We start from the raw sequence: 15,982 nt of genomic DNA on the forward strand, positions 1-15,982 counted from the left end.
TTGCTAGCATTGCGCGCATGACCGGTCTGGCTTTTGACTTCAGCCTGTATCTAGCGCAGCAGCGCCGCCGCTCCGCTCACACCGTGCGCGCCTATCGCACGACGGCCGAGCGCTTCATCCAATTTCTCGCCGAACACTGGGGGGCAATGGTCGATCGACCAGCGCTCTTGCGGGTTGGGGCGGCGGATGTGCGCGCCTATCTCGCGCAGCGTCGCGGGGTGAGCGGTGGCTTAGGGGGGCTGACCAACGCGTCGGCGGCGCGCGAGCTGTCGGCGGTGCGCGCCTTCCTCGAATGGGCGAACGGCACTGGTTCGGCACCGCTCCTCAAGGGTCCACGCGTGAAGAAGGGGCTGCCGCGCCCGGTCGCGCCGGCGGAAGCCGTGTGGCTCGCCAGGGACGTGGCGGAGGAGAGTGATGAGCCGTGGATCGCCGCACGCGACTGGGCGGTGCTGCTGCTGCTGTACGGTGCGGGGTTGCGGATCGGCGAGGCGCTGTCGCTGACTGGGGGCGCACTTCCGCTCGGCGACACGCTGGCCGTCACCGGCAAGCGTGCAAAGACACGGATCGTCCCGTTGCTTCCAGAGGTTCGTGCAGCGATCGAGGATTACGTCGCGCGCATGCCTTGGCCTGTTGCGAGCGATCAGCCGTTGTTTCGCGGCGTACGCGGGGGAGCGCTGTCCGGCGGGATCGTACGAGCAAAGGTCCGGCGGGCGCGCGCGCGGCTCGGCTTGTCGGAGCGCACTACGCCGCACGCCTTGCGCCACAGCTTCGCCACGCACCTGCTCGGCCGCGGTGCGGACCTGCGGGCGTTGCAGGAGCTGCTCGGCCATGCGAGCCTCAGTTCGACGCAAATCTACACCCAGGTCGATGCCGCGCGCCTGCTGGATGTGTACCGAAACGCCCACCCGCGCGCCTGATCCATAGGGCTAAGGCGTACTGAGCAGGGCCGAAGTTGAGAAAGTTGAGGTTGTCGCGCGTTCTCAACATCTGCGCGCGAAGCGACTGAGCGATCATGGCCTCGCGCTAGCGACGTTAGCGAGGGTAGGACAGTCCAGCGGCATGGGATGGCCCATGATCGCAGCAGCGGAGCGCATCGTCGCGGCTCCGCTGCCCCTTTCGATCAGTCGGCGTGTTCGGCCAGTACGGTCAGCCCGCGTGCATTGACCTCGGCAAGGCCGCCGCGCACCGCGATCGTCTCAGGCGCGGCGTTCGGCGTCATCTGCACCAACACGTTGCCATCGCGGATTGTCGCCATCAGCGGCGCGTGGCCTTCGAGCACCGCGAAATCGCCCTCGGTGCCCGGCACGGTCACCATATAGACCTCGTCCGAGCGCACGAGGCGCTCGGGCGTGACCAGCTCGAAGTGCAGCGCCATTACGCGTCCTGCGCCAGCTTCTCGGCCTTGGCGACGACCTCGTCGATGCCGCCGACCATGTAGAACGCTGCCTCGGGCAGGTGATCATACTCGCCGTTCACGACCGCCTTGAACGAGCGGATCGTGTCGTCGAGCTGGACGAACTTGCCTGGGATGTTGGTGAACACCTCGGCGACGTGGAACGGCTGGCTGAGGAAGCGCTGGATCTTGCGCGCGCGGCTGACGGTCAGCTTATCCTCTTCGGACAGCTCGTCCATGCCGAGGATGGCGATGATGTCCTGCAGCGACTTGTACTTCTGCAGCGTCGCCTGCACCGCGCGGGCGGTCTCGTAGTGATCCTGGCCGACCGTGCGCGGCTCGAGCACGCGGCTGGTCGAGTCGAGCGGATCGACCGCGGGGTAGATGCCCAGCTCCGAGATTGCGCGGTTGAGCACGGTGGTCGCGTCCAAGTGCGCGAACGAGGTCGCCGGCGCCGGATCGGTCAAGTCGTCCGCGGGCACGTACACGGCCTGCACCGAGGTGATCGAGCCCTTGTTGGTCGAGGTGATCCGCTCCTGCAGCGCACCCATGTCGGTCGACAGCGTCGGCTGATAGCCCACCGCCGACGGAATACGACCGAGCAGCGCCGACACCTCTGCGCCCGCCTGCGTGAAGCGGAAGATGTTGTCGACGAAGAAGAGCACGTCCTGGCCCTCCTGGTCGCGGAAATACTCGGCAATCGCGAGACCCGAGAGCGCGACGCGCGCGCGCGCGCCCGGCGGCTCGTTCATCTGGCCGTATACCAGGGCGACCTTCGAGCCCTCGCTGATCGCGTTACCCGCCTCGTCCTTGGCGATGACGCCCGCGTCGAGGAACTCGTGGTAGAGATCGTTGCCCTCGCGGGTACGCTCACCCACGCCCGCGAAAACGCTCGTGCCGCCGTGGCCCTTGGCGATGTTGTTGATGAGTTCCTGGATCAGCACGGTCTTGCCGACGCCCGCACCGCCGAACAGGCCAATCTTGCCGCCCTTCGCATAGGGCGCCAGCAGGTCGATGACCTTGATGCCGGTAACGAGGATCGCGCTCTCGGTCGACTGGTCGATGAACTCGGGCGCCTTGGCGTGGATCGGTGCGCGCAGGTCGGTGCCGACGGGCCCACGCTCGTCAATTGGATCGCCGACGACGTTCATGATGCGGCCGAGCGTCGCCGGGCCGACCGGCACGGTGATCTGATTGCCGGTGTCGGTCACGTTCTGACCGCGCGTCAGTCCTTCGGTCGAGTCCATCGCGATCGTGCGGACGGTGTTCTCGCCGAGGTGCTGCGCGACCTCGAGAACGAGTCGGTTCCCGTTATTGTCGGTTTCGAGCGCCGACAGGATCGCGGGCAGGTGGTTGTCGAACGACACGTCGACGACCGCGCCGATCACCTGGCTGATGCGGCCCACATTGTTGCTGCCCGACACATGGGGGCGATCATCAAAGATGTTGGCGTCGGGGACGGTGGCCATGTTCTGGTTCCTGCTTCTGAATGCTTAGAGCGCTTCGGCGCCAGAGATGATCTCGACCAGCTCGGTCGTGATCGCGGCCTGGCGCGTGCGGTTGTACTGGATCGAGAGGCGATTGATCATGTCGCCGGCGTTGCGGGTCGCATTGTCCATCGCGTTCATGCGGCTGCCCTGCTCCGACGCCGCATTTTCCAAGAGCGCGCGGAACACCTGAACCGCAACGTTACGCGGCAGCAGGTCGGCGAGGATCTGTTCCTCGCTCGGCTCATACTCGACCGCAGCATCGCCGTCGTTGGAGAGCGTCGGCGCCAGCTTGGGATCGCGCGTCGGGACCGACACGGGGATGATCTGCTGCGTCGTAGGGATCTGCACCAGCGCCGACTGGAACTTGGCGTAGAACAGGTGTGCGACGTCGAACTCGCCCGCGGTGTAGCGCGCGAGCAGATCGTCGGCGATCGCCTTCGCTTCATCGAAGCGCGCGACCTTCATGGTCGACAGATCGTGGTCAGCGACGACCCCGGTCGGGTAGAAGCGCTTGATGACGCGGCCTTTGCGGCCGACGGTGTAGAAGTGGACGGTCTTGCCCGCCGCTTCGAGCTCCTCGGCCTTGCGACGCGCCGCGCGGACGATGTTGGTGTTGAACGCACCCGCCAGGCCGCGCTCGGACGTGACGACCACCAGCATGTGAACCTGATCGCGGCCGGTGCCCGCGAGCAACGGCGATGCGCCCTCACCGCCGGCGCGCGCGGCGAGGCTCGCGACCACGCTCTCGATCCGCTCGGCGTACGGGCGACCAGCCATCGCCGCTTCCTGCGCGCGGCGCAGCTTGGCGGCGGCGACCATCTTCATCGCCTTGGTGATCTTCTGGGTCGACTTGACCGAGTTGATCCTGATCTTGAGGGCCTTGAGAGACGCCATTCGTTTCCTCTTGCCGTCACCGCGAGCGGATCGGGGTCAGCGTTCGCCAGGGCCGTGTCGCTTTGGGCGGCCCCTCTCCCAACCCTCTCCCCGGCAGGGAGAGGGCCTTGGTATCTTACGCAAAGGTTTTCGCGAAAGAGTCGAGCGCGGCCTTGAGCTTGGCTTCACTGTCCTTGCTCAGCTCGCGGCTGTCGCGGATCGCGGCCAGCACGTCGGCGTGCTGCTCGCGCATGTAGCTGAGCATCGCCGATTCGTAGCGCACCACGTCGTGTACCGCGACCTGATCGAGATAGCCGTTGGTACCGGCGTAGATCGACGCAGTCTGCTCCTCGAACGGCATCGGGTTGAACTGCGGCTGCTTGAGCAGCTCGGTCAGGCGCGCGCCGCGGTTGAGCAGTTTCTGCGTCGAGGCGTCGAGGTCCGAGCCGAACTGCGCGAACGCCGCCATCTCGCGGTACTGCGCGAGCTCGAGCTTGATCGAGCCCGACACCTTCTTCATCGCCTTGGTCTGCGCGGCGCCGCCGACGCGGCTGACCGACAGGCCGACGTTGATCGCGGGGCGGATGCCGGCGAAGAACAGGTCGGTTTCGAGGAAGATCTGACCGTCGGTGATCGAGATCACATTGGTCGGAATATAGGCCGACACGTCGCCCGCCTGCGTCTCGATGATCGGCAGCGCGGTGAGCGAGCCCGCGCCATTGTCCTCGTTCATCTTCGCCGCGCGCTCGAGCAGGCGCGAGTGGAGATAGAAGACGTCGCCCGGATAGGCCTCACGACCCGGCGGACGGCGAAGCAGCAGCGACATCTGGCGATAAGCGACCGCCTGCTTCGACAGATCGTCGAACACGATGACGGCGTGCATGCCGTTGTCGCGGAAATACTCGCCCATCGCGGTGCCGGTGTAGGGCGCCAGGAACTGGAGCGGCGCGGGATCCGACGCGGTCGCGGCGACGACGATGGAATATTCCATCGCGCCCTGCTCCTCCAGCGTGCGGACGAGCTGCGCGACCGTGGAACGCTTCTGACCGATCGCGACGTAGACGCAGTAGAGCTTCTTCGACTCGTCGGTGCCGGCGTTCGCCTGCTTCTGGTTGATGAAGGTGTCGATCGCGATCGCCGATTTGCCGGTCTGACGGTCGCCGATGATCAGCTCGCGCTGACCACGGCCAACCGGCACCAGTGCGTCAATCGCCTTGAGGCCGGTCTGCACCGGCTCGTGCACCGACTTGCGCGGGATGATGCCGGGTGCCTTGACCTCGACGCGGCTGCGCTGCTCGGCCTGGATCGGCCCCTTGCCGTCGATCGGGTTGCCGAGGCCGTCGACCACGCGGCCGAGCAGACCCTTGCCAACGGGCACGTCGACGATGGTGCCGGTGCGGCGAACGGTGTCGCCTTCCTTGATCTCCGAGTCCGAGCCGAACAGCACGACGCCGACGTTGTCAGCTTCAAGGTTCACCGCCATGCCCTGCACGCCGTTGGCGAACTCGACCATCTCGCCCGCCTGGACGTTGTCGAGGCCGTAGATGCGCGCGATGCCGTCGCCGACCGACAGCACCTGGCCGGTCTCGCTGACCTGGGCCTCGGTGCCAAAATTGGCGATCTGGTCCTTGATGACGCGGGAGATTTCAGCGGCGCGGATGTCCATTACTCAGCCTTTCATCGCGCTGGCGAGCGCATTCAAACGGGTGCGGATCGACGAATCGATCATCTGGGAGCCGATGCGGACCACGAGCCCGCCGAGCAGGTCGGGGTCGACCGACAGGTCGACCGACACCTCGCGGCCGACGCGGGTGCGCAGCTGCTGCTTCAACTCGGCAACCTGATCGTCGGTGAGCGGGTGCGCGCTCGTCACCTCGGCCGTCGTCTCACCGCGGTGACGCGCGGCGAGCTGACGGAAGGCGCGGATGATCGCGGACAGCTGGCCCAGGCGACGGTTTTCGGCGAGGACGCCGAGAAAGTTCTTGGTGGTCTGGTCGACGCCGAGTTCGTCGGCGGTCGCGAGCACGGCCTTGGCCGCCTCCCCGCGCGCGACGAGCGGCGAGGAGGTCAGCGCGCGGAAATCGGCCGACTGGTCGAGCGCGTCGCGGACGCGCGACAGGCTCTGCTCGACCTCGTTCACCTGGCGCGCATCGACCGCGAGATCGAACAAAGCGGTGGCGTAGCGTCCGCCCAGGCTCGCCTGGATGCTGCTACCATGTGTGCCGCTGGAACTATCCACGCGATCCGAATTCCTTGCCTAACAGTGTCCGCGTCCAAGGGTGCTGGCCGCTAAGGGTTTCTCCCCGAGCGAACGGATGGCGCACGAACGGCACCTCGCAAGGGTTGGCGGGCGCGTAGCATCGGTCCCCGGCGTTGACAACCGGGGACGCGTAGCCGGGTGAAACGACGGTGAACGGCAGATGATCCCGTTTTCATGTTCGTAAAAGGTCGCGAAGGCATGCGCGTGATCCAACGCATGGTGTCATGCGCACCTGCATGTGATGCCAAACACCCCATTAGGTAATTCGCAAGCCTTGCCGCGCTACCTCACCATCAAGGAACCGTAAGGATCGTGGTGAATGAACGCGTTCGGGCGTCGTAACAACATCGGTGGCGCAGGCGCGCGGCCCGGCTTCGGCGTGGCGCGGCCGATGCAGGGCGGCGGCTTTCAAAAGCCCGATCCGGCGGGCGAGCAGTTTCCGCCGCTCGACACCTTGCAGGCGGCGGGAACAGTCGCGGGCGACGACCAGTCGCTGGTGCCAGCGTTGCAGATGGACGCGATGCAGCGTCTGGCCGACCGGCAGGCCGCGTCGGCGGAATCGGGGTCGAGCCGCGTCGAAGGGTTCGAAGCATCGATCCACCGCATCAAGGAGCAGGTGCTGCCCCGTCTGCTCGAACGCGTCGACCCCGAGGCGGCGGCGACGCTGGGCAAGGACGAGCTGGCAGAGGAATTCCGCCCGATCATCGGCGAGGTGCTGGCCGAGCTGCGCCTCACGCTCAACCGGCGTGAGCAGTTTGCGCTGGAAAAGGTGCTGGTCGACGAGTTGCTGGGCCTCGGGCCGCTCGAGGAACTGCTCGCCGACGCCGACATCAGCGACATCATGGTCAACGGCCCCGACCAGACCTTTGTCGAGCGCAAGGGCAAATTGGAGCTCGCGCAGATCCAGTTCCGCGACGAGGAGCATCTGTTCCAGATCGCGCAGCGCATCTGCAACTCGGTCGGCCGTCGCGTCGACCAGACCAGCCCGCTTGCCGACGCGCGCCTGAAGGACGGTAGCCGCGTCAACGTGATCGTGCCGCCCTTGAGCCTCAAGGGCACCGCGATCTCGATCCGCAAATTCTCCGCCAAGCCGATCACGCTCGACATGATGGCCGGGTTCGGCAGCATGAGCACCAAGATGGCGACCGCGCTGAAGATCGCGGGCGCGTGCCGGTTCAACGTCGTGATCTCGGGCGGTACCGGCTCGGGCAAGACGACAATGCTGAATGCCTTGTCCAAGATGATCGATCCGGGCGAGCGCGTGCTGACGATCGAGGATGCGGCCGAACTTCGGCTGCAGCAGCCGCACTGGCTGCCGCTGGAGACGCGGCCGGCGAACCTGGAGGGTCAGGGCGAGATCAGCATCCGCGACCTCGTGAAAAACGCGCTACGTATGCGCCCCGACCGCATCATCCTGGGCGAAATTCGCGGGTCCGAGTGTTTCGACATGCTCGCGGCGATGAACACCGGCCACGACGGCTCGATGTGTACGCTCCACTCCAACTCCCCGCGCGAGGCGCTGGCGCGTATGGAGAACATGGTGATGATGTCCGACATCAAGGTGCCGAAGGAAGCGATCAGCCGCCAGATCGCCGACAGCGTCGACATGATCATCCAGGTGAAGCGCCTGCGCGACGGTTCGCGCCGCGTGACCAACATCACCGAGGTGATCGGTATGGAAGGCCCGGTGATCGTCACGCAGGAGTTGTTCAAGTTCGAGTATCTCGACGAGAGCGCCGACGGCAAGATCATCGGCGAGTATCGCGCGATGGGGCTTCGCCCGTACACGATCGACAAGGCCAAGCAGTTCGGGTTCGACCAGGCGTTCCTCGAAGCCTGCCTGTAAACGCGGCTGACCATGAGCCCGTGCCCTTCCGGAGGCACGGGCCGGTCATGACATAAATCAGCCGTGTCGCGGCGCGCCTCGTCGCGCTACACGGGCGGCGTGTCGTTTCTTGCTGCCCTTTTCCTCCTCGCCGCAGCGCCGGCCTCGGCCGTGCCGGCGGGCACGCAGGCCTTGTCGGCCGATCACGAGGAGCGCTGGATCCCGTTCGAGTTCACGCCGGGCAACCAGATCCGTTTCGTCATGTCGCTGGAAGGCCGCCCAGTCAGCGCCATTCTCGACACCGGCGTCAGTTACTCGGTGGTCGCGCGGCGCTACGCGGAGGCGCAACACCTGCGCGTGCGGGGGCAAGCCAAGGCCGATGTGATCGGCGGATCGGTGCCGGTGGGCTGGGTGGCGACGCGCACGCTCGCGATCGGCGGCTTGCGGCGCGATGGCGGCGGGCTGGCGGTCGCCGACCTGCCCGCGACTGCGACGGGCAGCGCCACCGCAGTCGACCTGCTGGTCGGGCGCGATCTGACCGCCGACTACGCGCTCGACATCGACTACGCGCAACGACGGTTCCGCTTCCTGCGCTCGGGCCGTACCCCGTTCGCGGGCACGTCATCGCAGCTGACGATCGCACCCGACCGGCTGGTGTACGTGAGTTCGGTCGTGCTGGGCGGCGCGGAGCTGCGCCCGATGGTGGTCGACACCGGTGACGGATCGGCGGTGACGCTTGGCACTGCCGCATGGAACACCGCGCGGATGCCGAGCCGCACGACGACGACAACCGTGTCTTTCGGGCTCGCCGGCCCGGTGGTCAGCGAGGTCGCGATCGTGCCGCAGATGGTCGTCGGCAAGACCGTGGCGCGCAACGTTGAGGTGCGTGTCGAGCCGAGCGGCGGCTTTTCCGACAAGATCGGCGTCGCCGGACGGATAGGATCCGGATTTTTGCAGAACTACCGCGTGCTGCTGGACCCTGCGGCGGGGCAGATGCTGCTGTTGCCCGGGCCCGACGCCGACAAGCCGCCGCTGCGGTCGACCAGCGGGCTGTTGCTGGGCATCGCGCGCGATCGGTTGAAAGTGCTCCACGTCATGCGCGGCGGGCCGGCAGCCGTCGCAGGGTGGCGCGTTGGCGATCTGATCTGCCGGATCGATGGCGAGGCGATCACGCCCGCCTATCCGACCAGCGCGCTTGCACGCTGGAGTGCGGGCACGCCCGGTCGCACCGTGACGCTGCGCTTGTGCAACGGCACCGAGCGCCGCCTGACGCTCGCCAATTTCTACTGACCGCGGACTGCCACGCCGCCGGTCAGGTCGCGACACCCGACCATTACCCTCTCAACCCTTCCCCAACACCAGCAGCGCACCCGCCAGTGTGATGAGCGCGAGCATCTGCACGTTGGTCCAGTCGACCCAGCCCACCGCATCGGGATCGTGCCGGGTCGCGCGGCGACGTTCGCGAAACGATGCGACAACCGCGACGACGAGGCAGAGCGCAGCAACGATCCCACTCGCGATCTGCCGCTCGCTCGCGTCGGCGACCACTTGAAACACGTTCATCGCTCGTCCAGCCTGCGCGCCACGATCAAAGGAGTTGCCATGCGCCGCCTCACCCTCGCCGCCCTTCCCGTCACACTCGCCCTCGCGGTCGGCGTCCATGCCGCGGCGCCCAAGGCCGATCCCGCAGTCGCACGCGCGGTCGCCGATCCCGCGCGCAGCGAAGCCGATCGCGCGCGCGATCGCTATCGCCATCCGGTCGAAACGCTCGCCTTCTTCGGCGTAACCCCGACCAAGAAGGTGGTCGAGTACAGCCCGGGCGGCGGCTGGTACAGCCAGATCCTGGCACGCATCCCCGCGAATGGAGGCAGTTACACCGCGCTCGTCACCTCGGCGAAGGCGGCGGAGGGCGTGCGGCAGATGCTGGCGAGCAAAGGGGCGAGCGGTGCGGTCGCGACCGTTGATCCGGCGACGGGCGCATCCACCGTTCCCGCGAACAGCCAGGACGTGGTGCTCACCTTTCGCAACGTCCACAATCTGACGATGGCGGGCGGGCAATCGGCCGCGAACGTGTTCAAGTCATGGTACACAATGCTCAAGCCCGGCGGCACGCTGGGGATCGTCGACCACCGCCTGCCCGCCTCCGCCGACACCGCGCGCGAGCGCGAGAGCGGCTATCTGAAGGTGGCAACGGTTCGCCAACTGGCGGAGCAGGCCGGCTTCAAGCTGGCGGGATCATCCGAGGTCAACGCCAACCCCAAGGACACGGCGGATTACCCCAAAGGCGTGTGGACGCTGCCGCCGACCTATGCCGCCGGAGACGCGGACCGCGCGAAATATGCCGCGATCGGCGAGAGCGACCGCATGACGCTGCGCTTCGTCAAGCCGCGCTGAGCCGCGCGCCGGTGGGCGGCGCGGCGGCGTTGCTCACCGGACCAGCTTCTCGACCTTGTCCTGCAGCTTGGCGAGTTCGGCCTTGAGCGCGGCGATCTCGTCGTCCTTGGTGGTCGATGAGGACGACGAGGACGACGCCGAGGGGGCCGGCTTGGCGGCGGTGGGCGTGAACGCGTTCGCCGCCGCCTCGAACATCTCCATGTTGCGCTTCGCGATCTCGGCGAAGGGCGACCCGGCAAAGGCACCTTCGACCGCGGTCTTGAACTCGGCCTGGTTGCGGTGGAAGCTATCCATCGATGCTTCGAGGTAACCTGGCACCATCGCCTGCATGGAATCGCCGTACAGCGCGATCAATTGGCGCAGGAACGGCACCGGCAGCATCGTCTGCCCGCGGCTCTCTTCTTCCATGATGATCTGGGTCAGGACATTGTGCGTGATGTCCTCGTCCGTCTTCGCGTCGAGTACCTTGAAGTCGCGTCCCGCGCGCGTCATCGCGGCGAGGTGATCGAGCGTGATGTAGGACGAACTCTCGGTATTGTAGAGCCGGCGATTGGCGTATTTCTTGATGATGACGGTGCCGTCGGTACGTTGTTTCTTCATCCTCGCCCTCGCCTTTTCAGCTTGTTGAACGAGGCTATCGTACCCGCTGCCGCGCTGCAACACGTCCGCGGCGTTGCAGCGTGGGACAGTTGATGCTGCGCAGCATGCGCGCGCGCGCTCAGTCGCGCCAGATGCGATCGAAGCGGTGGCCGAGGCCCGTGACCAGCTCATATTGGCTCATGCCCGAGGCAGCGGCGGCGCGCGGCAGGTCGGGGTCGAACGCGATCCAGTCGCCTTCCGCCAGGTTGGCGTGGCTCACGTCGAGCGCGACCAGGTCCATCGACACGCGCCCGATCACCGGTAACACGGCGTCCGCGGCGAAGGCGGTACCGGTGTCGGAGAAGCCGCGCCAATATCCGTCGGCGTAGCCCAGGTTGACGATCGCGACCTCGGTTTCGGCAGGCGCAATCCAGGTGGCGTTGTAGCCGACGCTCTCGCCCATAGCGACGGTGCGGCGTTGCAGCACCTGCGCCTCGACCCGCACCACCGGACGGATCGCTTCGCCGAGCGCGGCGACCGGCAGGCCGCCGTAGAGCGCGAGGCCGGGCCGGGTCAGGTCGAAATGATAGTCGGCGCCAAGCGTGATGCCGGCGGAATTGGCGAGGCTCATCCGCTTCGCACGCGTCCGACCGGCGAGCGCCGCGAAGCGGTCGCGCTGGCGCTCGTTCATCGCGCTTGCCTCGTCGGCGCAGGCGAGATGACTCATCAGCGTGTCGAGCGCGAGCCCGTCGAGCAATCCGGAGGCGACGTCGGCGGCGGCGATACCCAGGCGGTTCATGCCCGTATCGACCATCACGTCGCATGCCCCCCCGCCCGCATCGCACCAGCGTTGCACCTGCGCCGGCGTGTTGAGCACCGGGCGTGCACCCAGTTCACGCGCCACCGCCATGTCCTCGTCGCGCACGCCGTGAAGGACCGACAGCGTCGCGCCCGCACTCGCCAAGTCGATGTCGGCGAGCGCCCGCGCCTCGTTCCACGACGACACGAAGAAGTCGCGACAACCCGCGGCGAGCAGTCGCGCGACCACCGCGCGCGCGCCGAGGCCGTAGCCGTCGGCCTTGACCGCGGCGCCGCACGCGGCCGTGCCGCTCAGACGCGCGAGGGCTTGCCAGTTGGCCGTCAAGGCGGCGCCGTCGAGCGCGAGGCGGTGCGGCGCGTTCATGTCAGGTCGGTGGGCAAGTCGGGGCAACACTGATCGATCATCCGCGCGCCCCTACGCCCTCGCGCGCGATCACGCCACCGCGTCGGGCGCGTCCACGTCGGTGGGGCGGGTTTCCTTGAGCCCGATCACCGTGACGACCAGCGCCAGCAACGTGACGCCCCAGGTGTACCACAGCCCGGCATAGGGATCGCCGGTCTTGGCGACGATGTACTGGCTGATGAAGGGCAGGAAGCCGCCGAAATAGCCGGTGCCGAGGTGGTAGGGGATCGACAGCGACGAATAACGGATCGCAGGCGGGAACATCTCGGCCAGCAAGGCAGCGACGGGACCGTAGGTGATCCCCGACAGCATCGACATGGCAAGGATCGCGAGCAGGATCAGCGCGATGTTGGCCGCCGACGGCTTCACCTTGGCAAGGTCATAGCCGCCGCGCGCGAGTGCCGCGTCGAGCCCGGCCGGCGAGGTGTCGGTGACCAATGCCTGCCCTATCGTGACGCGGGTCTGCGCGGCGGCTTGCGTGGTATAGGGCACGCCCTTCTTAGACAGTGCGTCGAGCAGCTTGCCGCACGCGGTCGCCTGTTGCTTGTCGAACGGGCTGTAGCGGCAGTCGGCACCGGCGACGACCACCGGGTTCGCTTGCGCCGCGCGGGCGAGGGCGGGATTGGCCGCGGCACCGATCGTCCAGAAGATCGGAAACAGCAGCGCGAGGGTCAGGACGTAGCCGAGGACGATCGGCTTCTTGCGCCCGACCCGGTCGCTGACGTGGCCGAACAGCAGGAACCAGCCCGTCCCCATCAGCACGCCGAAACCGGTGATGAGCTGCGCGGTGGTTTCCTCGACGCGCATCGTCGTCTGCAGGAACGACAACACGGTGAACATCGCGGTGTACCAGATCACGGTCAGCCCGGCGGCGATCCCGAACAGCGCGACGACCATGCGGCGGATGTTGCCGGGATAGGTGAAGCTTTCCTTCAGCGGATTGACCGCGCGCTCACCCGCGGCGCGCATCCGCTGGAAGACGGGGCTCTCCGACAACTTCAACCGCATCCAGAGCGAGATCGCGAGCAGCAGGAGCGAGAACAGGAACGGCAATCGCCAGCCCCACGCCTCCCACGCCGCGCCGGGCACCAGCGCCTTGAACAGGAGGATGACTGCGAGGCTGAGGATGAACCCGCCGACGACGCCTGCCTGGATGAAGCTGGTGTAGAAGCCCGAGCGTCCCGGCGGCGAATGTTCGGCGACGTAGATCGCCGCGCCACCATATTCGCCGCCGAGTGCCAGCCCCTGCGCGATCCGCAGGAGCAGCACGATCGCAGGCGCGGCGTAACCGATCGAGGCGGCGGACGGCGTCAGGCCGACGCCGGCGGTTGCAATACCCATCAAAGTGATCGTGACGAGAAAGGTGTATTTGCGCCCGAGCCGGTCGCCCAGATAGCCGAACAGCGCAGCGCCGAGCGGGCGGAACCCGAAGCCGACCGCGAAGCCCGCCCAGGCGAGCAGCGTCTGCACCGTCTCGTTACCCGCGGGGAAGAAGGCGCGGCCGATGATCCCCGAGGCGGCGAGCGTGCCGTAGATGAAGAAATCGTACCATTCGAACACGGTGCCGAGCGCGGAGGCGGAGATGACGAGCCGGATGTCACCGTGGCTCGGCGCCTCTTCACCGTCGATCATTGCTGCGGCCATCTGCCCGTCCTCCCCTGCCCGCCGTCATGTCGCGTGACGGCGGGCGAGGCAAGGATCAGAACAGCCCGGTCAGAAAAGGCGCGTCAGGCCGTAGAACAATGCGCCGACGGCGGCAGAGGCCGGAATGGTGATGATCCACGCGATCACCACGCTCTGCGCGACGCCCCAGCGGACCGCGGAGGCGCGGCGCGCGGTGCCGGCACCGATGATCGCGCCGGTGATCGTGTGCGTGGTCGACACGGGGATACCGAGCGCGCTGGCGGTGAACAGCACGATCGATCCCGCGAGCGAAGAAGAGAAACCCTGGTGCTGCGACAGTTTGGTGATGCGCGAGCCCATCGTCTCAATGATCTTCCACCCGCCCGTCATCGTACCGAGCGCGATCGCGACGTAGCAGCTGATCGCGACCCAATGCGGCACCTCGAACGGACCCGACAGGCGACCGGTCGAGTAGAGCAGCACGGTGATGATCCCCATCGTCTTCTGCGCGTCGTTCAACCCGTGGCTGAGCGAGTAAGCGGCGGACGACAAGAGGTGAAGCGCGCGAAAGCTCCGCTCGGCCTGGACCGAGGTCGAGCGGCGAAACGCCCAGCTCGACAGCAGCATGACGAGCATGGCGAGGATCATGCCGAGGAGCGGCGACAACACGATCGCGAGCACGGTCTTGTTGAGCCCGCCCCATTGGATACCGCCGATCCCGGCGTGCGCGACGCCTGCGCCGATCAACCCGCCGACGAGTGCGTGGCTGCTCGATGACGGAATGCCGCGTAGCCAGGTGATGACGTTCCACGTCATCGCCCCGCCGAGCGCGCCGAAGATGACCGCGGGGGTAACGACATCCTTGTCGATCAATCCCTTGCCGATCGTTTCTGCCACCGCGTGCAAGCTGGGGAAGGCGATGGTCAGGAAATAGGCCGCGAAGTTGAACACCGCGGCGAACAGCACGGCCTTGACCGGCGACAGCAGTCGGGTCGCGACCACGGTGGCGATCGAATTGGCGGCGTCGTGAAGGCCGTTCAGATAGTCGAAGGCGAGCGCGACGGCGATCAGGCCGACGAGCAGCGGAAAGGCGAGTTCGTGCATCTGAGCGCAGCCGGCCGGTCAGGCGTGATCGATGACGATGCCGTCGATCTCGTCGGCGACGTCCTCGAACGCGTCGACGATGCGCTCCAGATGCTTGTAGAGCTCGCGCTCGACCACGAAGCGCAGCGTGTCGCTGGCGCCGTGCTTCTGCAACGAGCGCTTGAGGCCGGCGGCGTGGATTTCGTCGGCATGACCTTCGATACGCACCACGCGTTCGGTCAGTTCGTGCAGGCGATCACCGTTGCGCGCGACGTCGCGCAGCAGTGGTATGGCCTCCGCGGTGACGCGCGCGGCGTCGACGATGATCGCGGCCATGTCGCGCATCTCGGGCTCGAACTCGGTCACTTCGTAGAGGTCGCACGCCGCGGCGAAGACCTGCATCTCGTCGATCGTGTCGTCGAGCGCGCCGATCAATGCGGTGATCGCGCCGCGGTCGAACGGCGTCAGGAAGGTCGCGCGCACCGTTTTCAGCACGTCGCGGGTGATCGCGTCGGCGTCGTGCTCGCGCTCGACGATCTCGCGGATATGCTCCTTGGCGGAAGGACCGCCCTCCAGCAGCCGCGCGGTTGCCTCTGCGCCGGCGAGAACGGTCGCGGCATGCGCCTCGAACATCTCGAAGAAATTACCGGTTTTCGGCAGCAGCCGCTGAAACCACGCGAACATTGTACCCCACTTTTGGTTTGAAGTCCGATTCGCGGTCGCCCTAGCACCGGATTGTTGCACTGCAACGCGGAACTGCGACGGCGCGAACGATCGGATCAGTTCGCGTAAGTCGGGTTCGTCGACGCGCTCGGCCGCCTCGGCGAGCGAGAACCAGCGGCGCTCGCGCTCCCCCTGCTCCTTCCACGTCGGCAGTTCCTGCGTCACCGCGAGCGGAAAGACGTCGACGTCGATCATCAGCGATGCGCCACTGCCGCGCCGCTTGCGATAGCGATAGGCGCCGAGCGGCACCGGGCAGAGTGCGCCGCACACGCCGGCTTCCTCCTCCGCTTCCTGCGCGGCGGCGGCGGGCAAGGTACTGCCGGGGCCGATGTTGCCCTTGGGGATGACCCAGCGCCCGGTGCCGCGCGAGGTGACGAGCAGCACGCACACGCCCTCACCACCTGCCGCGACATCGATGCGGTACGGCAAGGCAGCGATCTGTCGGATTGGAACGACCCCCCGGTTCGGATGCGTGACGCCATCGACGTGGTGCGCGCCGACGCCATGCCCTACTTAC

The 15,982-nt window shown here is 66.9% G+C and carries 15 protein-coding genes; 4 read left to right on the top strand and 11 right to left on the bottom strand.

Features of this window, described 5'->3' with window-relative positions:
• Positions 1-17 precede the first annotated feature (17 nt).
• On the top strand, positions 18-917 hold the full coding sequence (locus Q0579_RS11480) for a tyrosine recombinase XerC (protein ID WP_298812287.1): 900 nt from the start codon (positions 18-20) through the stop codon (positions 915-917).
• Between the two features lie 203 nt (positions 918-1,120).
• Here the strand turns inward: Q0579_RS11480 and Q0579_RS11485 are convergent, their stop codons facing one another.
• The 5 genes from Q0579_RS11485 to Q0579_RS11505 form a co-directional block, all read right to left on the bottom strand.
• Entirely contained in the window at positions 1,121-1,375 is a 255-nt protein-coding gene (locus Q0579_RS11485; protein ID WP_298812289.1) for an ATP synthase F1 subunit epsilon, read from the bottom strand.
• Positions 1,375-2,862 carry a F0F1 ATP synthase subunit beta gene (gene atpD / locus Q0579_RS11490; RefSeq protein ID WP_298812291.1) on the bottom strand — a complete coding sequence of 496 codons (1,488 nt, stop codon included), beginning with the start codon at positions 2,860-2,862 and terminating at the stop codon, positions 1,375-1,377. The genes Q0579_RS11485 and atpD overlap by 1 nt, the downstream gene beginning before the upstream one ends.
• A 24-nt stretch (positions 2,863-2,886) precedes the next feature.
• Positions 2,887-3,777 (bottom strand): F0F1 ATP synthase subunit gamma, encoded by an 891-nt coding sequence (locus Q0579_RS11495; RefSeq protein WP_298812293.1) that lies wholly within the window; start codon positions 3,775-3,777, stop codon positions 2,887-2,889.
• Between the two features lie 115 nt (positions 3,778-3,892).
• Positions 3,893-5,422: a F0F1 ATP synthase subunit alpha gene (gene atpA, locus Q0579_RS11500; protein ID WP_298812295.1), complete on the bottom strand. Its 1,530-nt coding sequence runs from the start codon at positions 5,420-5,422 to the stop codon at positions 3,893-3,895.
• A 3-nt stretch (positions 5,423-5,425) separates the two neighbouring features.
• The gene (locus Q0579_RS11505) at positions 5,426-5,995 is read right to left on the bottom strand and encodes a F0F1 ATP synthase subunit delta (RefSeq protein ID WP_298812297.1); all 570 of its coding nucleotides are present in this window, start codon (positions 5,993-5,995) and stop codon (positions 5,426-5,428) included.
• A 340-nt stretch (positions 5,996-6,335) separates the two neighbouring features.
• On the opposite strand from Q0579_RS11505, the gene Q0579_RS11510 reads away from it, so the two are divergent.
• A complete protein-coding gene (locus Q0579_RS11510) occupies positions 6,336-7,862 on the top strand; it encodes a CpaF family protein (RefSeq protein ID WP_298812300.1) in 1,527 nt (508 codons plus the stop codon).
• Positions 7,863-7,925: 63 nt separating this feature from the next.
• A complete protein-coding gene (locus Q0579_RS11515) occupies positions 7,926-9,131 on the top strand; it encodes an aspartyl protease family protein (protein ID WP_298812304.1) in 1,206 nt (401 codons plus the stop codon).
• Between the two features lie 51 nt (positions 9,132-9,182).
• Here the strand turns inward: Q0579_RS11515 and Q0579_RS11520 are convergent, their stop codons facing one another.
• Entirely contained in the window at positions 9,183-9,404 is a 222-nt protein-coding gene (locus Q0579_RS11520) for a hypothetical protein (protein ID WP_298812307.1), read from the bottom strand.
• Between the two features lie 39 nt (positions 9,405-9,443).
• Here Q0579_RS11520 and Q0579_RS11525 point away from each other — a divergent pair, with 39 nt between their 5' ends.
• On the top strand, positions 9,444-10,235 hold the full coding sequence (locus tag Q0579_RS11525; protein WP_298812309.1) for a methyltransferase domain-containing protein: 792 nt from the start codon (positions 9,444-9,446) through the stop codon (positions 10,233-10,235).
• A gap of 33 nt (positions 10,236-10,268) precedes the next feature.
• Here the strand turns inward: Q0579_RS11525 and phaR are convergent, their stop codons facing one another.
• From phaR to Q0579_RS11550, 5 genes are all read right to left on the bottom strand, one after another.
• A complete protein-coding gene (gene phaR, locus Q0579_RS11530; protein WP_298812312.1) occupies positions 10,269-10,835 on the bottom strand; it encodes a polyhydroxyalkanoate synthesis repressor PhaR in 567 nt (188 codons plus the stop codon).
• Between the two features lie 118 nt (positions 10,836-10,953).
• Positions 10,954-11,997, bottom strand: coding sequence for an alanine racemase (gene alr / locus Q0579_RS11535; RefSeq protein WP_298812314.1), 1,044 nt, complete (start codon positions 11,995-11,997; stop codon positions 10,954-10,956).
• Between the two features lie 69 nt (positions 11,998-12,066).
• Complete coding sequence (locus tag Q0579_RS11540) at positions 12,067-13,680, bottom strand: MFS transporter (RefSeq protein WP_298812317.1); 1,614 nt, start codon at positions 13,678-13,680, stop codon at positions 12,067-12,069.
• Between the two features lie 69 nt (positions 13,681-13,749).
• Positions 13,750-14,763, bottom strand: a complete 1,014-nt coding sequence (locus Q0579_RS11545) for an inorganic phosphate transporter (protein WP_298812319.1) — start codon at positions 14,761-14,763, stop codon at positions 13,750-13,752.
• 18 nt (positions 14,764-14,781) lie between these two features.
• Positions 14,782-15,894 carry a DUF47 family protein gene (locus Q0579_RS11550; protein ID WP_298812322.1) on the bottom strand — a complete coding sequence of 371 codons (1,113 nt, stop codon included), beginning with the start codon at positions 15,892-15,894 and terminating at the stop codon, positions 14,782-14,784.
• Positions 15,895-15,982 lie beyond the last annotated feature (88 nt).

The organism is uncultured Sphingomonas sp. (genome assembly GCF_936927845.1).
Lineage (GTDB): Bacteria > Pseudomonadota > Alphaproteobacteria > Sphingomonadales > Sphingomonadaceae > Sphingomonas.